This window comes from Mesorhizobium sp. B2-8-1 (assembly GCF_006440955.1).
Taxonomy (GTDB): domain Bacteria; phylum Pseudomonadota; class Alphaproteobacteria; order Rhizobiales; family Rhizobiaceae; genus Mesorhizobium.
Map to the genome: position 1 here is coordinate 465,524 of NZ_VFTX01000001.1, position 16,360 is coordinate 481,883.

Consider the following 16,360-nt stretch of genomic DNA (forward strand, 5'->3'; position numbering starts at 1 on the left):
ATCGGCTCTGATTCTCCGCAAGTCCCTCCGGGTCGGGTGGGGCGCCGGACCGGGAGGGCACCGTCTGCAGGCCGGGGCAGGCCGGACGGGATTTTTTCGCCACGGCGGCAAACAGCCGCGGTCGTTCAAAGCAGCATCAACTGCTCCTGGTCCTTGCCGGCGGCGACGAACTGGTCGGTCCGCAGCGTGCGCCGCTCGGCATTGAGACCGAGCCGCTTGGCGGTGATTTCGAAGCGCCGGCCGATCTGCCAGGCGTAAGGACCCGCGCCCTTCATGCGCTTGCCCCATTCCGAATCGTAATCCTTGCCCTCGCGCATCGAGCGGATCAGCGACATCACATGGCGATAGCGGTCGGGATAGTGGCGCAGCAGCCAGTCCTTGAAGATCGGGCTGACCTCGAGCGGCAGACGCAGCACGACATAGCCCGCCTCGCGTGCGCCGGCATGGTGCGCCGAATCGAGGATGCGTTCCATCTCCTGGTCGGTCAGCCCGGGGATGATCGGCGCCACCATGACCGAAGCAGGGATGCCGGCATCCGCAAGCTGCCTGATCGCCTCCAGCCGCTTGGCCGGCGTCGAGGCGCGTGGCTCCATGGTGCGCGCCAGCATGCGGTCGAGCGTCGTCACCGACAACGCCACCTTGGCGAGGCCCCGTTCGGCCATGCGTGACAAGATGTCGATATCGCGCGTCACCAGAGCGGATTTGGTGACGATGCCGACCGGGTGGCCGCGCGCCTCCAGCACTTCGAGGATCTCGCGCATGATCCGGTACTGCTTCTCGATCGGCTGGTAGGGATCGGTATTGGTGCCGATGGCGATGGTTCGCGGCTGGTAACCGTCCTTCGACAGTTCCTTGTCGAGCAGGCGCGCCGCGTCGGGCTTGGCGAACAGTTTGGATTCGAAATCCAGCCCCGGCGACAGGCCCATGAAACTGTGCGTCGGCCGCGCAAAGCAATAGACGCAGCCATGCTCGCAGCCGCGATAGGGATTGATCGAGCGGTCGAAGGAGATGTCGGGCGATTCATTGCGGGTGATGATGGTACGCGGCTTCTCGACCTGCACCTCGGTCTTGAAGGGAGGCAGTTCCTCCAGCGAGTTCCAGCCATCGTCGAAGACATGCCGGCTGACCGGCTCGAACCGGCCGGACGGGTTGATGCCTGCCGACCGGCCGCGGTTGCGGTCCGGACGCACGCGCATGCCGCTCTGCTCGATCATAGCATTGGCCATTTCGGCTCGTCCTGCTCCGAAGGCGGCAATGTCGGCGCGCATGATCGGTTCCATCTTCGCCCGCTCCCAGGGACTGTCCATGTTGTTTCGAATCGCTCTGCTCATGAATTTAATCCTATTTGCCGAACGAGAACAAAGCAAGAACTTTCTATGGTGCGCCGCAAAAACTGGCGCTGCGTTCCGCTTTCCGCTATTCGGCAAATGATGCTCACCGTTCTCATAGAGACCCACAATGACGAGGAGGGCCTCGCTCGCACCCTGGCGACGCTGATCGGCGGCGCGGTCGAGGGCGTGGTGCGCGAGGTCATCGTCTGCGACACCGGTTCCACCGACCAGACCCATCGCGTCGCCGAGCATGCCGGGTGCCAGTATGCGACCGACGGCGTCGCGGCGGCCATCCGGCACGCGAAAGGCGATTGGCTGTTGCTGCTGGAACCGGGCGCGCGGCTGGTCGACGGGTGGATCGACGAGGTCGTTGCGCATACAGCGAGGCAAACCATGGCGGCGCGGTTTTCACGCACACGCGCCGGCCGCGCGCCATTCCTGGCCCGTATCTTCTCGGGAAACCGTGCCTTGGCCGACGGGCTGCTGATCAGCAAGCGCCAGGCCACATCCTTGTCGAAAAAAGCCGGCAGCGCCGAGGCCCTCGCACGCGGCCTGGCGACCAAGCGGCTGGATGCCGAAATCTGGGCCGCTCCGGCAAAACAAGAGCACCGCCTGTCCAAATGATTTTGCAGCTGCTCTGTCTACGTGCGTTGCACATGTGACGCGCAGCCAGTTTCCGATCACGCGGGTGGCGGCGCGCCGGCCGCGGCTGATGATGGAAGTGGTTTCGGTGTCTCGCGGTCCTCGCGCCGGCGCTTCCACGGCGAGCCGGTCATTCGCTAAAACGCATCTCGACAGGCATCCAGCGAAGACGACGTCTGGCTTGACGCTGTGCCTTGCTTTCCGCGTCGTAGTCGACCGGGATCGGTTCCTGACTGAACGACCTTTGATCGTCCAGGGCGTTGATGATGACGATTGCCCTGGCATCGTCCTCTCCGGCGATTGCGGCGGTATAGACACCGCATTCACCGCAGATCAGGTAGTCGGCCGTCCCCAATCCAAAACGGTATTTCTTCAATCGCTGGATGTCCTTGACTGAGATGACCAGCCTGCCGTCCGGATCGGCGACGGCGCGCGAGCCATGCTTGGTACAGAACGAGCACTGGCAGGCGCGAACCTCGATTGTCGATGGATCGAGCTCGGTTGAAAATCGAAGGCGTATGTTGCCGCAATGGCACCCGCCATTATGCACTGTCATCGCGTCCGCCCGTCTTCAACGGCGATGGCCGCCGCCGCGAGACGATACGTCCTGCCGCATCCGGTTTGGAATGGTCTTTCGAAGGCGAAGGCGGTGTTCTGCCTGGCAAACGCGGCGTGAAACCAGCGCCTTGCCTCGGCTTTCACGGAGCCGACATGCCGCGCCGCAGGTGCTCGTCCAGGCGCGGCATGATCTCGACGAAGTTGCAGGGCATGTGCCGGTAGTCGAGCTGCGCCTTCAAGATGCCGTCCCAGGCATCCTTGCAGGCGCCGGGCGAGCCCGGCAGCACAAAGACGAAGGTGGCGTTGACGACGCCGCCGGTCGCCCGGCTCTGGATCGTGGAGGTGCCGATCTTGTCGTAGGAAATGCGGTGGAACACCTCGGAAAAACCATCCATGCGCTTTTCGAAGATCGGCTCCAGCGCGTCCGGCGTCACGTCGCGCCCGGTGAAGCCGGTGCCGCCGGTGGTGATGACCACATCGATCCCATCATCCTTCGACCAGCCGAGCACCTTGTTGCGGATCTTGTCTCCATCGTCGGTGACGATATCGCGGGCGGCAAGGATGTGGCCGGCTTCCGCGATGCGGTCGGCCAGCGTCTGGCCGGACCTGTCGTCGGCAAGGCTGCGCGTGTCGGAAACGGTCAGCACCGCGATGCGGACCGGAATGAAGGAACGGCTCTCGTCAGTCCTGGCCATGGGCATCTGCCTCCGCCGTCATGCTGCGCGTCGCGGCGACGAACCAGTCGGGTTGCCGGGCACGGATGTCGGCGGCCGCGCGCTTGGCGACGTTGCCGGTCTCGAACAGGCCGAAGCAGGTGGCGCCGGAACCCGACATGCGGGCAAAACCGGCCCCGGCCTTGTTCAGCACCGAAAGTGCCTTGCCGATAGCGGGCTCGATGGCGCGGGCCGCCGGCTCAAGGTCGTTGCGCGTAATCTCCAGCCAGTTGCGCAGGCTGTGGAAGTCGACCACGCGCGGCAGCGGCGGCAGCGCTTCATTGTCGCGCCGCGACAGCGCGTTGAACACGTCGGTTGTCGAGACCGCCTTGCCGGGATTGACCAGCACCAGTCCGAGCGCCGAGAAATCCGGCACGATCGACAACTCCTCGCCGATGCCGCGTGCAATCAGCGGCCTGGCTGCCAGACACATGGGAATGTCGGCGCCGAGCGAAAGCCCGATCCGCGCCAGCGCGGCATCGTCGATGTCGAGTTGCCAGCTTGCCGCAAGCCCGCGCAGAACTGCTGCCGCATCGCTCGACCCGCCGCCGACGCCGGAAGCGACGGGCAGGTTCTTTTCGAGCTTGATGGAGACCGGCGGCGTGCCGCGAGGACCGGCCGCCTGCCGCAGCGCGTCACGCGCCCTGAGCACCAGATTGCTGCCGTCGAGAGGAACATCCGGCGCATAGCGGCCGGACACGCTGAAATCGTCTCGCTCGGCAAGCGCGATCTCGATCCTGTCGCCAAAGCGCGTGAACACCGCCAGGCTTTCGATCAGATGATACCCGTCATCGCGCCTGCCGGTGACATGCAGAGCGAGGTTTATCTTGGCGGGCGCCGGCCATATCCGGACGCGCTGGCCGGATTCCAGGCTCTCGATTGCGAGTGAAATGAGGATCAGTCCTTGGCCAGCCGGTACTCGCCGGTCTTCGGATCCTTCACCAGCGTCCCCATCGCGCCGTTTGCCGTCTGCTTTTCGGTGCGCCGCACCTTGGCGGTTACGCGCTCGGCCTCGCGGATGAAGGTGCGGTAGCCAAAATAAGCGGCGATCCCGACGGCGGCGAAGAAAATGATCTGCGGCATATCAAAACTCCTCCCACGCTGGGCCGGCGAAGGGCGGCCGGTCGGGTCGGTTGGCGCATGTCGTCCAAAGACGGGTTCTGGAGAAAAACGACATGCATGGAACTTCGAGGTTCATGCTAGACGGTTTTGCCGGGTTTTCAAAGCCCGAAGCGCGCCCACAAAGCGCGCTCTTGCGCCGCATCGATCACGCCCCCGGCGGCAGCGGCGGCAATATCGGGCGCCGAAAATCCCTTGCTCGAGCCGAACAGCCCGAAGCGGCCGAACAAACCGCGCGGCGCCGAGATCAGCTTGAGTTGGGTTTTCGCCCCGAACCGCGTCTTGAGCACGGATCGCATGTCGCCGAGCGCATCGACAAGCCCAAGCTCCAGGCCGCGCTTGCCGGTCCAGAACAGGCCCGTGAACAGGTCGGGATCGTCCTTGAGCTTGGTGCCGCGCCGCTCCTTGACCAGATCGATGAAGGTTTCGTGCACTTCGAGCTGCAGCGCCTTCAGCCGTTCGATGTCTTCCTTTTTCTCGGGCTTGAACGGATCGAGCACCGACTTGTTCTGCCCTGCCGTATGGACGCGGCGCTCGACGCCGATCTTCTTCATCAGCTCCGGGAAGCCGAACGAAGCCGAGACCACGCCGATCGAGCCGACGATGGATGATGGATCGGCGAAAATCTCGTCGCCGGCGACCGCGATCATGTAGCCGCCCGAGGCAGCGACGTCCTCGACGAAGACCAGCACCTTTCTGTTCTTCTCGATCGCGAGGTCGCGGATACGCTTGAAGATCAGCCGGGACTGCACCGGCGAGCCCCCGGGCGAATTGATGGAGATGGCGATGGCAGGCGCGTCGAAGGAAAACGCCTTTTCGATCAGCCCGGCGGTGGAGGCAAGCGACAGGCTGGGACGGAACGGGCCGCCGCCCGCCAGGATGGTGCCGTGCAACCGGATAACCGGAATGGTGACGACCGTGGAACGCCAGGATTTCGGCAGCAGGCGGTTGAAAAGGCGTTTCACTGAGGTCGATCTCCGCTCGATGGGTTGCCAGCATGTAGGAATTTCAAGGCCAACGGCAATGCCGCGGCCATCGCGGCCAGTTTGTGTTCAATCTCCGAACAGGGAGGCGAGGCCGTTGTTGATCATCTCCGTCCGTTCCGACGGGCCGTCGCCCGTCTGCGCGTGAAGCATCAAAGGCGGCCGAATAGCGAGTTTGCCGCGCGCCCCGAGCGTTGCCCTGACGATGATGCGGATCGCCGCGGCATCGGGGCGGGGATGCACGGCCAGCATCTCGGCGTCGCCGAAACGGCCCGCGATCGCATCGAGAAGCGAACCGAGTTGCTCGGGCCGCGCGATGACGGCAAGCCCGCCGCGCGGCCTGACCACTGCTGCGGCGCTGCGGATCCAGCCCTCTAACAGCCCGTCCTCCATGACATGCGCTTCCTTTCTCAAGCGCTCGGGCGTGGCGCGGTCCTGCGCGGCGTTGAAGGGCGGATTCATGATGACGAAATCGAAATCATTGTCGCCGAGGCCGGCCGCCGTCCTGGCGCGGCCCGAAAGCGCGACATTGGCGACGAGCACCGAAGCGCGGTCGACGAGGTGAGCGTTGCCGGGATGCGCGAGCGTGGCCGCGGCGAAAGCCGCCATTTCCGGCGCGCGTTCGACCAGCACGGCCCGGGCCGTCGGGCAGCGCGCCAGAACGGCAAGTGCCGCGGCACCGGCGCCGGCGCCGAAATCGGCGAGACGCCCGCCGAAGGAGGACGGCACGGCAGCCGCCAGCATCATGGCGTCCATGCCGGCGCGATGGCCGCCGTGCTTGGGCTGCACCAGCCAGAACCGGCCGCGATGGAAGGCATCGACCGTGTGGGCTGGCGTGTCCGGGGCGAGGGCGGCTGGCGCGGCGGACATTATTTTTGGCGGATCTCGTTGGCGATGCCGGCATCCGTCAGGATGCGCCGCGCCGCGTCGGCCTTGTCGGCGTCGACCATGACGCGCCGCGGCAGGATGCCGAGCGAGCCGTCGAGCACGCTCATATTCTGGTCGGCCACGAAGCAGCCGATGCCGGCATCGCGCATCAGCGATTCGACGAAGGAGATGATGACGGCGTCGTTGGTGCGAATGAGCTCTATCATCGGACGAAACTCTCAGTTTGCCGCGTTCATGTAAACGCATGCGAGGCCCGAAACCAGAGAAGCCGCGCCAATTCGCCACTTGCCGTGGCCGCGTTCGCCGCCCTAGAGTCCGTAACGGAACTAAGGGTGCCGTCGCACGCGTTACATCAGACGGGAGAGTTTGTCGTGGGTGTCGTTCTCAACATCGAAAACGGAAAGCGGGAACCCGCCTCCATCAAGGATTTGATCGACCTGACGGCGGCCGACATGGGGCGCGTCAACGAATTGATCCTGTCGAAGGCCGGATCCGATGTCGAGATGATCCCGGAGGTCGCCAACCACTTGATCTCGTCGGGCGGCAAGCGGCTCAGGCCAATGCTGACGCTCGCCGCCGCACAGATGTTCGGCTATGCCGGCGAGGGCCACGTCAAGCTCGCTACATCGGTCGAGTTCATGCACACGGCGACGCTGCTCCACGACGACGTCGTCGACGAGAGCGGCATGCGACGCGGCAAGAAGACGGCCCGCATGATCTGGGGCAACCAGGCGAGCGTGCTGGTCGGCGACTTCCTGCTTGGCCAGGCATTCCGCATGATGGTCGATGTCGGTTCGCTGGAGGCGCTCGACATCCTGTCGAGCGCGGCCTCGATCATCGCCGAGGGCGAGGTCATGCAGCTTGCCGCCGCCAAGAACCTGGAGACCACCGAGGACGAGCATTTCGCCGTCATCAAGGCCAAGACCGCGGCCCTTTTCTCGGCTGCCGCCGAGGTCGGCCCCGTCATCGCCCAGGCGACGCGCAACGACCGCGCCGCCTTGCGCTCCTACGGCATGAATCTCGGGCTCGCCTTCCAGCTGATCGACGATGCGCTGGACTATGGCGGCACCAGCAAGGATCTGGGCAAGAATGTCGGCGACGATTTTCGCGAGGGCAAGGTGACGCTGCCGGTCATTCTCGCCTACCGGCGCGGCAGCAAGGCCGAGCGCACCTTCTGGAAGCGGGCCATCGAGGACAATGTCACCGATGACGCCGGCCTCGGAAAGGCGATCGGGCTGATGACCCACCACGGCGCGATCGCCGACACGATCGGGCGCGCCCGTCATTTCGGCGAGATCGCCCGCGACGCGCTGGCGCCGCTGGAGGCGACGCCGCAGAAATCGGCGCTGATCGACGTCATCGACTTCTGCATCAGCCGGGTGAACTGAGCCGCTGCCTTTCACGCAGCTCTCCTCTGGCTCGTGCTGGGGAGAAATCCGTGAATCCTTCTCCGCCGCCTCGACAAGCTGCCCGGCTGCAAATTATCTATAAAACATGGCAAAGGGCACGGACGACACCATCGCGGTGCGCATCGGCAAGGTTCTGGCGGATCGCATCATCTCGGGCGCGATCGAGCCGGGCGCCCGGTTGCGGCAGGACCATGTCGCCGAGGAGTTTAATACCAGCCATGTGCCCGTGCGCGAGGCCTTTCGCCGCCTCGAGGCGCAAGGCCTCGCCGTCAGCGAACCGCGCCGCGGCGTGCGCGTGGCGGCTTTCGACCTCGGCGAGGTCAAGGAGGTCGCCGAAATGCGGGCGGCGCTCGAAGTGCTGGCGCTGCGCCACGCGGCGCCGCATCTGACCTCCGCTATTCTCGATCGGGCCGAGGAGGCCAGCAAGGCCGGCGACAAATCCCGGGACGTCAGGTCGTGGGAAGAAGCCAACCGCGCCTTTCACCGGTTGATCCTGACGCCATGCGGCATGTCGCGTCTTCTCGCCACCATCGATGACCTGCACGCCGCAAGCGCCCGTTTCCTGTTCGCCGCATGGCGCTCGGAATGGGAGACCCGTACCGACCAGGACCACCGGGCGATATTGGCCGCCTTGCGGCAGGGCAACACCGAATCGGCCGCGGCGACATTGGGGCGGCACGTGCAATGGATTGGCCGCAAGCCGGTCAGGACAGCCTCCGGCACCACGCGAGAGGCCTTCGCGATCGTGGGCTAACCGCCTTGCGCAAGGCGTGCCTTGCCATCGTCCGAAAATTGTGGCTTCGATAATAGATCGAAGGCAAAAATTATCTATAATTTTGGATCGACCAAGGGAGCCCCTATGACCGACATCGCGTTCTCGTCCGCAAAACCGTCCTTCAGCCCGCTCCGGCTTCAGGAGCGATCGCTCGGCTGGCAGGCGGGCGCCGTCGTGCTCGGCACCCTGTTCCTGGCGCTGTCCTCCTACATCGAGGTGCCGATGGTGCCGGTTCCGGTGACGATGCAGACCTTTGCCGTGACGCTGGTCGGCGCGCTCTACGGCTGGCGGCTGGGCGCGATCACCATCGCCGCCTGGCTGGCCGAGGGTGCGGTCGGCTTCCCGGTTCTGGCCGGCGGGGCTGCCGGCGTACAACATTTTATTGGCCCGACGGGCGGCTATCTCTTCGCCTTCCCGGTTGTCGGCGCACTGGTCGGCTGGCTGGCGGAGCGCGGTTGGAACGGCGGCAGGGTCGTGCTTGCCTTCGTCGCCATGCTGCTCGGCAACCTGCTGTGCCTAGCCCTTGGCACGGCGTGGCTCGCCGTCATCATCGGCGCCGAGAAGGCTGTTGCCTTCGGCTTCCTGCCGTTTGTCCTCGGTGGCCTGCTCAAGTCGGCGCTTGGCGCCGCCACGCTGATGGCGCTCCCGCGCGGCAAGGCGAAATAGCGCCAGCCGTGACGATAAGGCTGCGCGCTCATCACCTCCTTTGCCTGCTCACCTATGTGGGCAAGGGATACAGCCCCGCATTCACGGCCAACTACGACGGTATCGCGCAGCGCCTTGGCCGGGGCGAGGACATACTGGTCGTGTCCGGCCCGGACGACATCTGCGCACCGTTGCTGGATGAACAGGAGCCACATTGCCTGCGGGACAGCGCCGCCGAGCGGGACCGGCTTGCCGCCCACGATGCCGGCGCCTTGCTCGGGCGACCAATCCGGGCCGGTGCGCGCCTCGATCCCGGTGCGGACATGCTGGCGCGGATGCGGCAGGCCTTCTCGGCCGGCCTCACGCGCGAGGCCTGCCGAGGCTGTGAATGGAGCGGCCTGTGCAGCGCGGTGGCGTCAGGCGGATATCAGGGCGCGCGCCTGCGGCCCTCCGGTCTTCCGGGCACTCCTGACGCCGATGCGCCGGTTTCGGGCTGAAAGCCGTTCTTTGCCGGCATGGTTTGTTAATCGGGTGACCCGATTGTGAATTCGAGGCGGATTGAAGCGTGACCCCAAAAAGGCCATGCTTTTCTCCGAAAGATCGAATCTACGTCGATCCCGCTGACGCGGAGATGGCGCCTGGCTGAAAGGGATACGATGCAGCAGGGACGTGCGCGCTGGCTGACAAGGCTGGCACTTGTGACGGGCATGGCGATTTCGGCGCTGCCGGCCTATGCCAAGCAGACCACCGAACCGGTGAAGATCACATCTTTCTCGGGAGCCTATCTGGCTGCCCGGATCGCCGAGGGTGACAACGACCTGGATAATGCCATTGCCTACTACAAGCAGGCCCTGGCCTTCGATCCAAGCGATACGGGCCTGCAGCAGAGCCTGATGCTGTCGCTGATCGCGCAAGGCCGCTTCGACGAATCCCTTGTCTATGCCGACAAGCTCAAGGAAGTTCCCGACGTCGAACGGTTCTCGCGCCTGGCGCTGGCGGTCGATTCCTTCCACAAGAAGGATTTTTCCAAGGCGCAGTATTGGTTGAAGCTGTCGCTGGAATCCGATCTCGACCGGCTGATCTCCGGCGTCATGTCCGGCTGGGCCCAAGAGGGCGCCGGCGACCCCAGCGAGGCGATGGCATCCATCGACAAGCTGCAGGGGCCGGACTGGTTCGGCCTGTTCAAATCCTTCCACCGCGCGCTGATCGCCGACGCGTCCAACATGCCTGAGAAGGCCGACGCGATCTATGCCGCGACCATGCAGGACACCGCCGCCGGCAGCGCGGCTCCCGAAACATGGATGCGCAATGCGCAGGCCTATGCCTCGTTCCTGGCCCGCAAGGGCGACACGGCCAAGGCGGTATCGGTGCTCGACCAGGCCGAGGCGTTTTCGCCGGGCAAGCTGGAAATTGTCGCCTTGCGCGACAGGATCAGCAAGGGCGACAAGATCCCGCCCTTCATAGCCGGCCCATCCGACGGCGCCTCCGAGATATTGCTCGATCTGGCAACCGCGCTCAATCGCGGCGGCGGTGAGCCTTTCGTCAGGCTCTATCTGCAGTATGCGCTGGCGCTGAAACCCGACAGCGATGCCGCCCTGGTGCAGCTTGCCGCCGTTTCCGAACAGCTGAAGGACGGCGAGGGGGCCATCGCGCTCTACCGACGGATACCGGATACCTCGCCGCTGAAGGAGCTTTCGGACTTACAGCTTGGCCTCAACCTGGCCGATCTCGATCGCCATGACGAGGCGATCACGCATCTGAAGGCCTTCGTCGATGCGCATCCCAACGACATGCGCGCCTATCTGGCGCTTGGTGGGGTCTACTCGTCGAAGGAGGATTTCCGTTCCGCCGCCAATCTCTACGACAAGGCCGTCGAGGCGCTGAAGACGCCGACCGCCGCCAACTGGAATATCTTCTACCAGCGCGGCATCGCCTATGAGCGGCTGAAGGAATGGCCGAAGGCCGAGCCCAATTTCCGCAAGGCGTTGGAATTGCAGCCCGACCAGCCGCAGGTGCTGAACTATCTCGGCTATTCCTGGGTCGACATGAATATGAACCTGAAGGAAGGCTTGGCGATGATACAGAAGGCCGTCGATCTCAGGCCGAGCGACGGTTACATCGTCGACTCGCTGGGTTGGGCCTATTTCCGCCTCGGCAGGTACGATGACGCGGTGCGCGAAATGGAACGCGCGGTGTCGCTGAAGCCGGAAGATCCGGTGCTGAACGACCATCTCGGCGACGCCTATTGGCGCGTCGGCCGCAAGCTGGAAGCCACCTTCCAGTGGAACCAGGCGCGCGACCTGAAGCCGGATCCCGACGTGCTTGCCGCCTTGCAGCAGAAGCTGATGAAGGGCCTGCCGCCGATCGAGTCCAACACGGCGCAGGAAACCCCCAAGGTCAAGCCGGCACCGGCTGCGCCGAAGGGCTAAAATGAAATGATGTTGGTCGTGAACGGGGCCCTTGTCGGGCTCCGTTTTCGTTGGCAGCCACGTCAGAACAGCTTGCGGTAGACGACGAAGCCCGAGCGTTCGCCGATCCTGTCGTAGAGCTTCATGGCGGTGTGATTGGTCTCGTGCGTCAGCCAGTAGACCCGGCCCGAACCGGCCGCCTGCGCCCGCTCGTAGACGCCCTCGATGAGAGCCCGGCCGATGCCCTTGCCGCGCAAGGTCTCGTCGGTGAAAAGATCCTGCAGGTAGCAGTTTGGCGCGATCGCCGTGGTGCTGCGGTGGAAGAGGTAGTGCACGAGGCCGACGAGCCGTCCTTCACTTTCGGCAACCAGCGCATGCACCGGCTCATAGGCGTCGAAGAAGCGCGACCATGTCATGGCGGTGATCTCGCTTGCCAGCGCCGTCTCGCCCGAGCGCCCGTAAAACGCGTTGTAGCCGTCCCACAGCGGCAGCCATTGCGCGAAATCCTGGCGCGTGACCGGGCGGACGGTGATGGAGTTGGGCATGGCTGACCTGTTGTCTGGCGAGGCGGAGTTGTGAGCGTTCACCAGAAGGCACGTGCTCATCGCCGGCAATGGGCCAGCCGCTCGCAAAGCTTTCGACATGCCTCGCGACGCCCGCGCCTTGCTTGACGCTTCGCCGCCGTGTCTCTAGGACGGGGCCGCAAGTCAGCCCTTGCAGCCGAGGCCACCGTGACGATTGAAATCCCCGCCCATATGCATCCCAGCCGCTCCTTTCAGGGGCTGATCCTGACTCTGCACAATTACTGGGCGGACTATGGCTGCGTCATCCTCCAGCCCTACGACATGGAGGTCGGCGCCGGCACCTTCCATCCGGCCACGACGCTGCGGGCGCTTGGACCGAGGCGCTGGAACGCCGCCTACGTCCAGCCTTCGCGCCGCCCCAAGGACGGCCGCTACGGCGAGAATCCGAACCGGCTGCAGCACTACTACCAGTATCAGGTGATCCTGAAGCCCAATCCGCCCAACTTGCAGGAGCTCTATCTCGGCTCGTTGGCGGCGATCGGCGTCGACCCGCTGCTGCATGACATCCGCTTTGTCGAAGACGATTGGGAAAGCCCGACGCTGGGCGCCTGGGGCCTTGGCTGGGAATGCTGGTGCGACGGCATGGAGGTGTCGCAGTTCACCTACTTCCAGCAGGTCTGCGGCATCGAATGCGCACCGGTTGCCGGCGAACTCACTTATGGCCTGGAACGATTGGCCATGTATGTGCAGGGCGTCGACAATGTCTACGACCTCAATTTCAACGGCCGCGACGGCGCCGACAAGGTCACCTACGGCGATGTCTTCCTGCAGGCCGAGCAAGAATATTCGCGTCACAATTTCAAATACGCCGACACGGCGATGCTGCTGCGCCACTTCGACGATGCCGAGGCCGAATGCAAAGCGCTGCTTGAGGCCGGCGCGCCCGCATCGAACGACAATCTGCCTATGCACCGCATGGTCTTTCCCGCCTACGACCAGTGCATCAAGGCCAGCCACGTCTTCAACCTGCTCGACGCCCGCGGCGTGATCTCCGTCACCGAGCGGCAGAGCTATATCCTGCGCGTGCGCAATCTGGCGAAAGCCTGTGGCGAGGCGTTCTTGAAGACGCAGGCCGGCGGATTGGCGGCCTGAGCTCAGGCATTTTCGCTCATCAATTCGAGGGAAGCGTTGATCGGCGATAGAATCTGGCCGCTCGGGCCGGCCATTATACGCAATGCTTGGCGCACGCCCGGCATCGAGAAGGCGCCATGGGCCTGAGCGGTGAAGCAGGCGATGAGCGCCAGGATTTGCAAAAGTCTGGATGCCGTTTTCATGGTCGTTCAGCCAATAGCTCTCTGCCTGAGCGTGGGTCGCTTCAGCGCTGCGTTCGGTTCATGGAAATCTTTGATCCAAGGACGAGTGGGATCATCCCGTCCCGACAGGACGCCCAAAATTTCTGGAAAGGGTGACAGCGGCCAGCCGAGTTGCTATGGCCTCTTTACCTCCCCCTGGATGGGGGAGGTCGCCGCGAAGCGGCGGGTGGGGGTGACAGCGCGACTTCTCATGCCGAAACTCGATCGGTTCAAACTGCGGTCGGCGCAACGGCTTCGTGCGGCGATGACCGACGAAGAACGCATCTTGTGGCGGCACCTATGGCGCATCCCGGTGGAAGGCACTCATTTTCGCAAGCAGGCGTCGGTCGGTATTTACTTCCCTGATTTCATCTCACACCGCCTGAAACTGATCGTCGAGGTGGACGGCGCTCACCACAGTTTCGATCGTCAGCAACGACACGACGAAATTCGGACAAAATGGTTCGAAAGTCAGGGCTATCGTGTCATCCGTTTCTGGAACCACGAAATCAAAAACGAACTGGATTCCGTGCTCGATACGATCTATGCGGCGGTGGAAGAACGAAAAACAGACCTTCGTCCGCCAGACGCCGAAGGCGCTTGAGATTGAGACGCCGCCACCCCACCCCGGCGCTGACGCGCCGACCCTCCCCATCGAGGGGAGGGTGAGGAGCTATCCATGCCTGACCTGCTTCTAGAACTTCGCTCCGAGGAAATCCCGGCCCGCATGCAGCGCAAGGCGGCTGGCGATCTGAGGAAGATGCTGACCGACGGCCTGGTCGAGGCAGGGCTGACCTACGAGGCGGCGCGCGAGTACTGGACACCGCGGCGACTGGCGCTCGACATCAGGGGCCTGACCGCGCGCTCGAAGGATATCCGCGAGGAGATCAAGGGGCCGTCGACGACGGCGCCGGAACAGGCGGTCCAGGGCTTCCTGCGCAAGGCCGGGCTTTCCTCGGTCGCCGAGGCACACGTCCATTCCGACCCGAAGAAAGGCGATTTCTACGTCGCCCATGTCTCGAAGCCGGGCAGGGCGGCGGAAGAGATCATCGCCGGACTGGTGCCTGACATCATCCGCAATTTCCCGTGGCCGAAATCGATGCGTTGGGGGCCGGCCTCGGCCAAGCCCGGCTCGCTGCGCTGGGTGCGGCCGCTGCAATCGATCCTGTGCACCTTCGGTCCGGAAACCGAGGAGCCGGTCGTGGTCGATTTCGAGATCGACGGCATCCGTTCGGGCAATGTCACTTACGGCCACCGCTTTCACGCGCCCGGCGAAATCACCGTGCGCCGCTTCGACGACTATGTAAGCAAGCTGGAAGCGGCCAAGGTCGTGCTCGACGCAGACCGGCGCAAGGAGATCATCCTTGCCGATGCCCGCAACCTCGCTTTCGCCAACGGGCTTGATCTGGTCGAGGACGAGGGGCTTCTGGAAGAGGTGTCCGGGCTGGTGGAATGGCCTGTCGTGCTGATGGGCGCGTTCGAAGACGCTTTCCTGGCCATTCCGGCCGAGGTGATCCGCCTGACCATCCGCGCCAACCAGAAGTGCTTTGTGACATCGCGCCCAATCTCCCCCCTCGAGGGGGAGATGTCGGCGAAGCCGACAGAGGGGGTCGGCACGACGGGACGCGACTCCCTTTCGCACACAGAGGACGCCGGCGCTCCACGTGAGACGACCCCCTCTGCCCTGCCGGGCATCTCCCCCTCAAGGGGGGAGATCAGCGAACTTTCCAACCGTTTCATCCTCACCGCCAATATCGAGGCTAGTGACGGCGGCAAGGAGATCGCCCACGGCAACGGCAAGGTGGTGCGCGCGCGCCTCTCCGACGCGCTCTATTTCTGGACGACCGACCAGGGCGATCTGCCTGATCTCGCTGAGCTCGAGGCGTCGGCGAAAAAGTTCGGGCTTGACCTGAAGAAGCCTCTCGACCAGCGCATCGCGCGCCTCGACCACCTCAATGTGACCTTCCATGCCAAGCTTGGCATGCAGGGCGCGCGCGTGGAGCGGATCAGGCGATTGGCGGAGGAACTGGCGCCGCTCGTCGGCGCCGATCCCGCGCTCGCCGCTCGCGCCGCGGTTCTCGCCAAGGCCGATCTGACCACCGAAGTGGTCGGCGAGTTTCCCGAATTGCAGGGCGCCATGGGCCGCAAATACGCGTTGCTCCAGGGCGAGCATCCGTCCGTGGCGGCAGCCATCGAAGAGCACTACAAACCGCAGGGGCCGTCCGATTACGTGCCGAGCGATCCGGTGTCGATCGCCGTCGCGCTCGCCGACAAGCTGGATACGCTTGTCGGCTTCTGGGCCATCGATGAAAAACCGACCGGCTCGAAGGATCCTTACGCGCTGCGCCGCGCTGCGCTCGGCGTGGTGAGGATTTTGGTCGAGAACCGCATTCGACTGGGGCTGACGACGATCTTCGGCAGCGCCTCCATGAATTACACGGTTGGCAGTACGGATCAGGTCCGAGACCTCCTCGCCTTCTTCCACGACCGCCTGAAAGTCTACCTGCGCGATCAGGGCGCTCGCCACGACCTCATCGACGCGGTCATCACGCCGCAGTCGGATGACCTGCTGCAGATCGTACGCCGCGTCGAGGCGCTCGGCACTTTCCTCGACACCGAGAACGGCAAGAACCTGCTTGCCGGCACCAAGCGCGCGGCCAATATTTTGGCTGCCGAGGAGAAGAAGAAAACGGCGATCGCTGAAACCGTCGAGCCCGCGCTGTTCCGCGAGGATGCCGAGAAATCGCTGTTCGCGGCGGTGAATCAGGCCGAGAAGCAAGCCGGCGAAGCGATTCAAAACGAAGACTTTTCCGCCGCCATGCTGGCGCTTAGCGTTTTGCGCGAACCGGTTGATTCATTCTTTGAACGCGTTCTCGTGAATGATGAGGATCAGGCCGTGCGCGCCAATCGATTGGCGCTGCTCGCCCGCATCCGCGCGGCCACCGACCAGGTTGTGGATTTCTCCAAGATCGCGGGCTAAAGAGACTTCAGGCGGCGACACTCGTCCACGGCG

Annotated in this window: 18 protein-coding genes; 9 read left to right on the top strand and 9 right to left on the bottom strand. The window is 64.3% G+C overall.

All coding sequences use genetic code 11. The features are described 5' to 3' along the window. Positions 1-125: 125 nt before the first annotated feature. Positions 126-1,280 (bottom strand): PA0069 family radical SAM protein, encoded by a 1,155-nt coding sequence (locus FJ428_RS02265; RefSeq protein WP_140514951.1) that lies wholly within the window; start codon positions 1,278-1,280, stop codon positions 126-128. A gap of 150 nt (positions 1,281-1,430) precedes the next feature. Here FJ428_RS02265 and FJ428_RS02270 point away from each other — a divergent pair, with 150 nt between their 5' ends. Continuing rightward, the gene (locus tag FJ428_RS02270) at positions 1,431-1,955 is read left to right on the top strand and encodes a glycosyltransferase (RefSeq protein ID WP_140878975.1); all 525 of its coding nucleotides are present in this window, start codon (positions 1,431-1,433) and stop codon (positions 1,953-1,955) included. A gap of 148 nt (positions 1,956-2,103) precedes the next feature. Here FJ428_RS02270 and FJ428_RS30480 read toward each other — a convergent pair whose 3' ends face one another. The 7 genes from FJ428_RS30480 to FJ428_RS02305 all read right to left on the bottom strand — a co-directional run bounded on the left by FJ428_RS30480 (position 2,104) and on the right by FJ428_RS02305 (position 6,440). Then, entirely contained in the window at positions 2,104-2,529 is a 426-nt protein-coding gene (locus FJ428_RS30480; RefSeq protein WP_140559354.1) for a hypothetical protein, read from the bottom strand. A 142-nt stretch (positions 2,530-2,671) separates the two neighbouring features. Beyond that, positions 2,672-3,226: a molybdenum cofactor biosynthesis protein B gene (moaB, locus tag FJ428_RS02280; protein WP_140564282.1), complete on the bottom strand. Its 555-nt coding sequence runs from the start codon at positions 3,224-3,226 to the stop codon at positions 2,672-2,674. Then, a complete protein-coding gene (locus tag FJ428_RS02285) occupies positions 3,213-4,115 on the bottom strand; it encodes a 4-(cytidine 5'-diphospho)-2-C-methyl-D-erythritol kinase (protein ID WP_140878855.1) in 903 nt (300 codons plus the stop codon). The genes moaB and FJ428_RS02285 overlap by 14 nt, the downstream gene beginning before the upstream one ends. 26 nt (positions 4,116-4,141) lie before the next feature. Next, entirely contained in the window at positions 4,142-4,327 is a 186-nt protein-coding gene (locus FJ428_RS02290) for a hypothetical protein (protein ID WP_140623553.1), read from the bottom strand. A 137-nt stretch (positions 4,328-4,464) separates the two neighbouring features. Then, on the bottom strand, positions 4,465-5,328 hold the full coding sequence (locus tag FJ428_RS02295) for a S49 family peptidase (RefSeq protein ID WP_140878856.1): 864 nt from the start codon (positions 5,326-5,328) through the stop codon (positions 4,465-4,467). 87 nt (positions 5,329-5,415) lie between these two features. Then, positions 5,416-6,216 (bottom strand): methyltransferase, encoded by an 801-nt coding sequence (locus tag FJ428_RS02300; protein WP_140514767.1) that lies wholly within the window; start codon positions 6,214-6,216, stop codon positions 5,416-5,418. After that, positions 6,216-6,440, bottom strand: coding sequence for a DUF2007 domain-containing protein (locus FJ428_RS02305; RefSeq protein ID WP_135901951.1), 225 nt, complete (start codon positions 6,438-6,440; stop codon positions 6,216-6,218). The genes FJ428_RS02300 and FJ428_RS02305 overlap by 1 nt, the downstream gene beginning before the upstream one ends. A gap of 165 nt (positions 6,441-6,605) precedes the next feature. On the opposite strand from FJ428_RS02305, the gene FJ428_RS02310 reads away from it, so the two are divergent. The 5 genes from FJ428_RS02310 to FJ428_RS02330 all read left to right on the top strand — a co-directional run bounded on the left by FJ428_RS02310 (position 6,606) and on the right by FJ428_RS02330 (position 11,492). Further along, the gene (locus tag FJ428_RS02310) at positions 6,606-7,622 is read left to right on the top strand and encodes a polyprenyl synthetase family protein (protein WP_140497986.1); all 1,017 of its coding nucleotides are present in this window, start codon (positions 6,606-6,608) and stop codon (positions 7,620-7,622) included. Positions 7,623-7,728: 106 nt separating this feature from the next. After that, positions 7,729-8,397, top strand: coding sequence for a GntR family transcriptional regulator (locus FJ428_RS02315; protein WP_140497988.1), 669 nt, complete (start codon positions 7,729-7,731; stop codon positions 8,395-8,397). A 105-nt stretch (positions 8,398-8,502) separates the two neighbouring features. After that, positions 8,503-9,084, top strand: coding sequence for a biotin transporter BioY (locus tag FJ428_RS02320; protein WP_140818315.1), 582 nt, complete (start codon positions 8,503-8,505; stop codon positions 9,082-9,084). Positions 9,085-9,092: 8 nt separating this feature from the next. Continuing rightward, the gene (locus FJ428_RS02325) at positions 9,093-9,560 is read left to right on the top strand and encodes a DUF1284 domain-containing protein (protein ID WP_140497994.1); all 468 of its coding nucleotides are present in this window, start codon (positions 9,093-9,095) and stop codon (positions 9,558-9,560) included. A gap of 159 nt (positions 9,561-9,719) precedes the next feature. After that, complete coding sequence (locus FJ428_RS02330; RefSeq protein WP_140818313.1) at positions 9,720-11,492, top strand: tetratricopeptide repeat protein; 1,773 nt, start codon at positions 9,720-9,722, stop codon at positions 11,490-11,492. A 62-nt stretch (positions 11,493-11,554) separates the two neighbouring features. Here the strand turns inward: FJ428_RS02330 and FJ428_RS02335 are convergent, their stop codons facing one another. Further along, entirely contained in the window at positions 11,555-12,016 is a 462-nt protein-coding gene (locus tag FJ428_RS02335; protein ID WP_140818311.1) for a GNAT family N-acetyltransferase, read from the bottom strand. A 186-nt stretch (positions 12,017-12,202) separates the two neighbouring features. Here FJ428_RS02335 and FJ428_RS02340 point away from each other — a divergent pair, with 186 nt between their 5' ends. The 3 genes from FJ428_RS02340 (at position 12,203) to glyS (ending at position 16,327) form a co-directional block, all read left to right on the top strand. Further along, positions 12,203-13,147 (top strand): glycine--tRNA ligase subunit alpha, encoded by a 945-nt coding sequence (locus FJ428_RS02340; protein WP_140878857.1) that lies wholly within the window; start codon positions 12,203-12,205, stop codon positions 13,145-13,147. Positions 13,148-13,288: 141 nt separating this feature from the next. Then, positions 13,289-13,951, top strand: coding sequence for a DUF559 domain-containing protein (locus FJ428_RS30560; RefSeq protein WP_246675086.1), 663 nt, complete (start codon positions 13,289-13,291; stop codon positions 13,949-13,951). Between the two features lie 75 nt (positions 13,952-14,026). Continuing rightward, positions 14,027-16,327 carry a glycine--tRNA ligase subunit beta gene (gene glyS, locus FJ428_RS02355; RefSeq protein WP_140878858.1) on the top strand — a complete coding sequence of 767 codons (2,301 nt, stop codon included), beginning with the start codon at positions 14,027-14,029 and terminating at the stop codon, positions 16,325-16,327. The last annotated feature ends 33 nt before the right edge of the window (positions 16,328-16,360 follow it).